At 70.5% G+C, this 5085-nt stretch carries 6 protein-coding genes; 3 read left to right on the top strand and 3 right to left on the bottom strand.

Annotated features, from left to right (window positions below):
- The 3 genes from ACM2XV_RS12130 to ACM2XV_RS12140 all read right to left on the bottom strand — a co-directional run.
- Nucleotides 1-298 (bottom strand): amidase family protein (locus ACM2XV_RS12130; protein ID WP_487027099.1); only part of this gene is annotated, 298 nt, incomplete at its 3' end.
- 95 nt (nucleotides 299-393) lie between these two features.
- On the bottom strand, nucleotides 394-1164 hold the full coding sequence (locus ACM2XV_RS12135) for an aspartate/glutamate racemase family protein (protein WP_487027100.1): 771 nt from the start codon (nucleotides 1162-1164) through the stop codon (nucleotides 394-396).
- A gap of 23 nt (nucleotides 1165-1187) precedes the next feature.
- On the bottom strand, nucleotides 1188-2759 hold the full coding sequence (locus tag ACM2XV_RS12140) for an NCS1 family nucleobase:cation symporter-1 (RefSeq protein ID WP_487027101.1): 1572 nt from the start codon (nucleotides 2757-2759) through the stop codon (nucleotides 1188-1190).
- 192 nt (nucleotides 2760-2951) lie between these two features.
- On the opposite strand from ACM2XV_RS12140, the gene ACM2XV_RS12145 reads away from it, so the two are divergent.
- From ACM2XV_RS12145 to ACM2XV_RS12155, 3 genes are all read left to right on the top strand, one after another.
- Nucleotides 2952-3548 carry a helix-turn-helix domain-containing protein gene (locus ACM2XV_RS12145; protein ID WP_344773657.1) on the top strand — a complete coding sequence of 199 codons (597 nt, stop codon included), beginning with the start codon at nucleotides 2952-2954 and terminating at the stop codon, nucleotides 3546-3548.
- Nucleotides 3549-3797: 249 nt separating this feature from the next.
- Nucleotides 3798-3947: a transglutaminase family protein gene (locus tag ACM2XV_RS12150; protein ID WP_344773659.1), complete on the top strand. Its 150-nt coding sequence runs from the start codon at nucleotides 3798-3800 to the stop codon at nucleotides 3945-3947.
- On the top strand, nucleotides 3944-5085 hold a 1142-nt coding region (locus tag ACM2XV_RS12155), incomplete at its 3' end, for a circularly permuted type 2 ATP-grasp protein (RefSeq protein WP_487027102.1). The genes ACM2XV_RS12150 and ACM2XV_RS12155, both read left to right, overlap by 4 nt.

Consider the following 5085-nt stretch of genomic DNA (forward strand, 5'->3'; position numbering starts at 1 on the left):
CGCCGTAGTGCGCATTGCGGCCGGCGATGGAGTAGGCGAACTCGTCGGTCTGCGCGATGCCGACGACGTCGGCGCCGGCATCGAGCAGCGCGGTCACGGCGGGGGCGGATGCAACGGCCGGCGTCTGCTCGTCGAGATAGGCAGGCACCCCCGCCCCGACGCGCTGGCCGGCCACCTCGAAGAGGTCCTTGACCGCGACGGTCATTCCCGCGAGCGGTCCTGCACCGGTGCCGCGCACGAGGGGGTCGCCGGTCACGCGCCACATCGAGGTGTCCAGAGGGCTTCGAGGAGTGTCCACGCTCCGATCTTCCCGCGATCCGCCGTCGAGTACGCAGTACTCGCGGCCGAAACCGCCGTGATGCACCGAGTACGGCGAACTCGCGGGGGCGGGCGTCACCACGCCGCGGACCCGGGGGCCGCGGCCGGGGCGAAGCCCGCCAGCGCGCCCGAGTACTCCTTGATCGGAGGTGGCGCGTACTCGCTGCGGCGGCTCGTCGACAGCCCGAGCGCGACAAGCGACTCGGCGAGGCGGGTCGCGGCCGCGACGCCGTCGACGACGGGAACCCCCAGCGCCGCCGAGACCTCCGTGCAGAAATCCGCCATGCCGGCGCAGCCGAGCACGATGACGTCGCTGCCGTCAGTGTCGAGCGCGCGCCGACAGGCCTCTGCGGTCTCGCGCCGCGCGTCCGAACCGGGCAGGTCGAGCTCGAGAACGGGGATGTCGACGGCATGGATGCCCGCGCAGGCGGCCCGGAAGCCGTAGCGCTCGGCGAGCTCCTCGGCCCTGCCCACCGTGCGGGGCAGGGTCGTGACGATGCTGAAGTGGCGGCCGAGCAGCGTCGCCGTGTGCATTGCGGCCTCGGCGATGCCGACCACCGGCCCCGACGCCACCTCGCGGGCGGCGTCGAGGCCGGGGTCTCCGAAGCACGCGAGCACATATGCGTCGACCCCGTCGGCCTCGCCGCGCGCGATCTCCGCGAGGAGTCCGGGCACGGCGAGCGCCTCGTCGTAGTGGCTCTCGATCGAGGCGGGGCCCATCGTCGGGTTGACCGCCGTCACCGTCGTCCCGGCGGATGCCGCGGCGAGCGCGGCCCGCCCGATGGCGGCGGTCATCGACTCGGTGGTGTTGGGGTTGATGGCGCGCAGGTGCACGGCGTGGGGCATCCGATCTCGAAGGCTGAACGGGACTACTCGGCGACCAGCCCCGCCACGACCGGGATCTCGGCCGACTGCGGCGCCGCGGCGAGGGTCGGGGCGACGATCGGGTTGAGCTTCTCGAGCACCCAGTAGCCGACGAGCCCGACCGCGCAGCCGATGAACCACGAGTAGTCGCCGAGCACGTCGCCCCACGAGGGGATGAGCACGATCGGCAGGCCCACCGCCGCGCCGATCGCCGTGGCGATGATCGCGTTCGGGTTGAAGCCCTTCTTGTAGAAGTACTTGGCCGTCGGGCTCAGAGTGAACAGATCGTCGGTGAAGACCTTGCCCTTGTGCACGAGGTAGAAGTCGGCCAGCAGCACACCGAACAGCGGCCCGATCACGGCGCCCAGCGTGTTCAGCGTGTAGTTGATCGTCGAGGGGCTGTTGTAGAGGTTCCACGGCGTGATCAGCACCGAGCCCACGGCCGCGATCATGCCGCCCATGCGCCAGCTGATGCGCTTCGGCGAGACGTTCGAGAAGTCGAACGCGGGCGAGACGAAGTTGGCGACGATGTTGATGCCGATGGTCGCGACGGTGAAGGTCAGGGCGGCGAGCACGATCGCGAAGGTCGAGTCGATGCTGCCGACCGTCTCGACGGGGTCGGTGATCATCTTGCCGAAGACCGGCACGGTCGCCGCCGTCGTGATGACGGTGAGGATCGAGAAGAACAGGAAGTTGACCGGTAGGCCCCAGAAGTTGCCCCAGCGCACCGAGCGGAAGGTCTTGCCGTAGCGCGAGAAGTCGCCGAAGTTGAGCAGCGGGCCCGAGAAGTACGACACGGTGAGGGCGATGGCGCTGACGAACACCGCGAACTCGTGCCCGCCCGAGAGGTGCAGCGACGGGTTCAGGTTCCAGTCGATGTTCCCGAAGCCGCCCGCGCGCACGAGCAGATAGATCGCGAGCGCGAGCATCACGACGTAGACGGCCGGGCCGGCGAAGTCGATGAAGCGGCGGATCGTGTTCATGCCTGTCCAGAACACGGCGGCCTGAGCGACCCAGAGGATGCCGTAGGTGATCCACCCCAGGCTCGACAGGCCCGCGAAGCCATGCGTGTGGGCGTCCGCGAGCGGAGCGAGCTGGGGCCAGAGCTTGAGCGCCACGACGATCAGCGACGCCGAGGCGAGATAGGTCTGGATGCCGTACCAGGCGACCGCGATCAGGCCGCGGATGATCGCGGGGATGTTCGCGCCGAGCACGCCGAACACCGAGCGGCTGATGACGGGGTAGGGCACACCGGCCTTCTGGCTCGGCCGGGCGATCAGGTTCGCGAGGAAGAACACGATCACGATGCCGATGACGAGCGCGAGCAGCACCTGCCAGGCGGCGAGACCGAGGGCGAAGAAGCTGCCCGCGGTGACGTAGCCGCCGACCGAGTGCACGTCGGACATCCAGAACGCGAAGATGTTGTACCAGGACCAGTTCTGCTTCTTGAGCGGCGCGAGGTCATCGTTGGCGAGGCGGGCGTCGTAGTCGGGCTTGACGACGCCGGCGCCCTCGGGCAGACCCGCCGCTTCGAGCAGGTCGTGGGGCTTGGTAGGTGGAGCTACTGACTCTGACATGGCGCAGGCCTTTCGGGAGAGTGCGAGCAGGGGCGGGGGTTTCATGTGAAGCGATCACTTCACAAGAGCGGATGCCGCAACGGTACGGCCGCGCCCGGGGTCGCCCGTTTCGCCCACGTAAAACGTGTGTAAAGCGGGGGCTTCACACTTTTCCTGCGCGTTTCCGCCATCCGGCGCGGTTATGGTGAGCCGGTGGACAGCCTGGATTCCTCCGCCCGCCTGGGTGCCCGGCTGCGTGAGCTGCGCGAGCAGTCGGGCCGCTCGCTGCGGTCGCTCGCCGCCGAGCTCGAGATCTCGGCGAGCGCCCTGTCGCAGATCGAGCGCGGCACGATGCAGCCCTCCGTGAACCGGCTGCTCGCGATCGTCGCGGCACTCGACGTGCCGCTCTCCGAGGCGTTCGAGGACCGACCCGTGGCATCCGTCGCCCACGCCCCTCACGACCGCGTCGTCGTCACCCGCGCCTCCGCCCGCCCCGACCCGCTCGAGCTCGGCACCGGCATCGTCTATCGGCGACTGTCGCCGTCGCACATGCAGGGCGTCGACTTCTTCGAGTCGACGTACCCACCGCACAGCTCGGGCGACGAGCAGGCCGTGCTGCACACGCATGAGGGCTACGAGGTTGGGAACGTCACGCAGGGCACGCTGACGATCCGCTTCGCCGACGAGACCGTCGAGCTCGGGCCCGGCGACTCGATCACCTACCCGAGCCGCACCCCGCACCTCATCAGCAACCCGCACGACGAAACCGCGGTCGCCGTCTGGCTGATCGTGCACCCCGAGGCGCGCTGAGCAGCCGCGCTCCGCGCCGCACTGCTGCCGCGCATCCACTGCGGCGCACTTGCACGAGGGAACATTTTCTACGCAGTGTAGAAACTGTTCCCTCATGATAGTGCGGCACGACTACAGCCCTTGAGCCCCGCGAGATGCACACGCGCTCGTCGACGGTGAGATCGCGGGCATCATGTCGTGCGGCTCGAGCGCGCCTGAGCCTGCGGCATCCGTAACCGCCCTGCAACACGGGGCCGAGAGACTGTGCCCATGTCGATCACGGTCGCCGCTGCGGGCGCCCCCGGTGAGTACGATGCGGGGGTGCGTTACCGCGCCTGGCAGCCCTGGTCTGCGCTGCATCCGTCGATCGCGATGCGCGCGCCGCACCCCCTCGACCTGCGCAGGGTCGTCACCGCGTGAGCGTGCTGCGCGACTACGCGGCGACGCTGACCCAGCCCACCCTGCCCTTCGGGCCCGGGCGGGACGGCGCGGTGCGCTTCGACGAGGTCGTCGACCCTGCTGGTGCCCTGCGGGCGCCGTGGAAGCGCCTGGCCGACGCGGCAGGCGGCCTCACCGCCGATGTGCTGAATCGCGTCGAGGGCGAGATCGCGCGCTTCATCGCCGACGACGGCGTGCACTACGCGAGCGCGGGGGCGAGCGCTCAGCCGTGGCGGCTCGACCCGATGCCGCTCGTCATCGACGCCGCCTCGTGGGCGCGCCTCGAGGTGGGCCTCGCTCAGCGCGCCGAGCTGCTGAACGCGCTGCTCGTCGACCTGTACGGCGAGCGGCGGATGCTGGCGGAGGGCATCATTCCCGCCGCGGCGGTGTTCGGCCACAGCGGGTTCACCCGTGCGGCCGCCATGCCCGGTGCGACCGACCGGCGCCCGCTGATGATCGTCGGCACCGACCTCGGGCGCGATGCGCACGGCGACTGGCACGTCATCGGCGACCGGGTGCAGGCGCCGTCGGGCCTCGGCTACGCGGTCGAGAACCGGCGCGTGATCTCGCGCGTGCTTCCCGAGCTCTACCGCGACGCCGAGCTGCACCGGCTCGAGCCCTACTACACGGCACTGCGCGAGACGCTGCTCACCGCGGCGCCCGAAGACGTCGAGGACCCGCTCGTCGTGGTGCTGTCGCCCGGCACCCGTTCCGAGACGGCCTACGACCAGGCATCCCTCGCCAACCTGCTCGGCTTCCCTCTCGTGCAGGGTGACGACCTGGTCGTGCGCGACGGCTGGGTGTGGATCAAGCCGGCGGGCTGGCCGCACGCGGCGCCCCGTGAGCGCGTCGATGTCATCCTGCGCCGCGTCGACCCCGACTGGTGCGACCCTCTCGAGCTGCGGGGCGACTCTCAGCTCGGCGTCGCCGGGCTCGTCGAGTCGGTGCGGCGGGGCCGGGTGCGGCTCGTCAACGGGCTGGGCGCGGGCGTGCTCGAGAACCCCGCGCTGCAGGCATTCATGCCGGCGGCGTGCGAGGCGCTGCTGGGCGAGCAGCTGCGGCTGCCGGCCGCCCCCGCCTGGTGGCTCGGCGACCCCGAGGCGTACGAGCTCGTCCGCAA

It is taken from the genome of Gryllotalpicola sp. CP2-P1 (assembly GCF_057512245.1).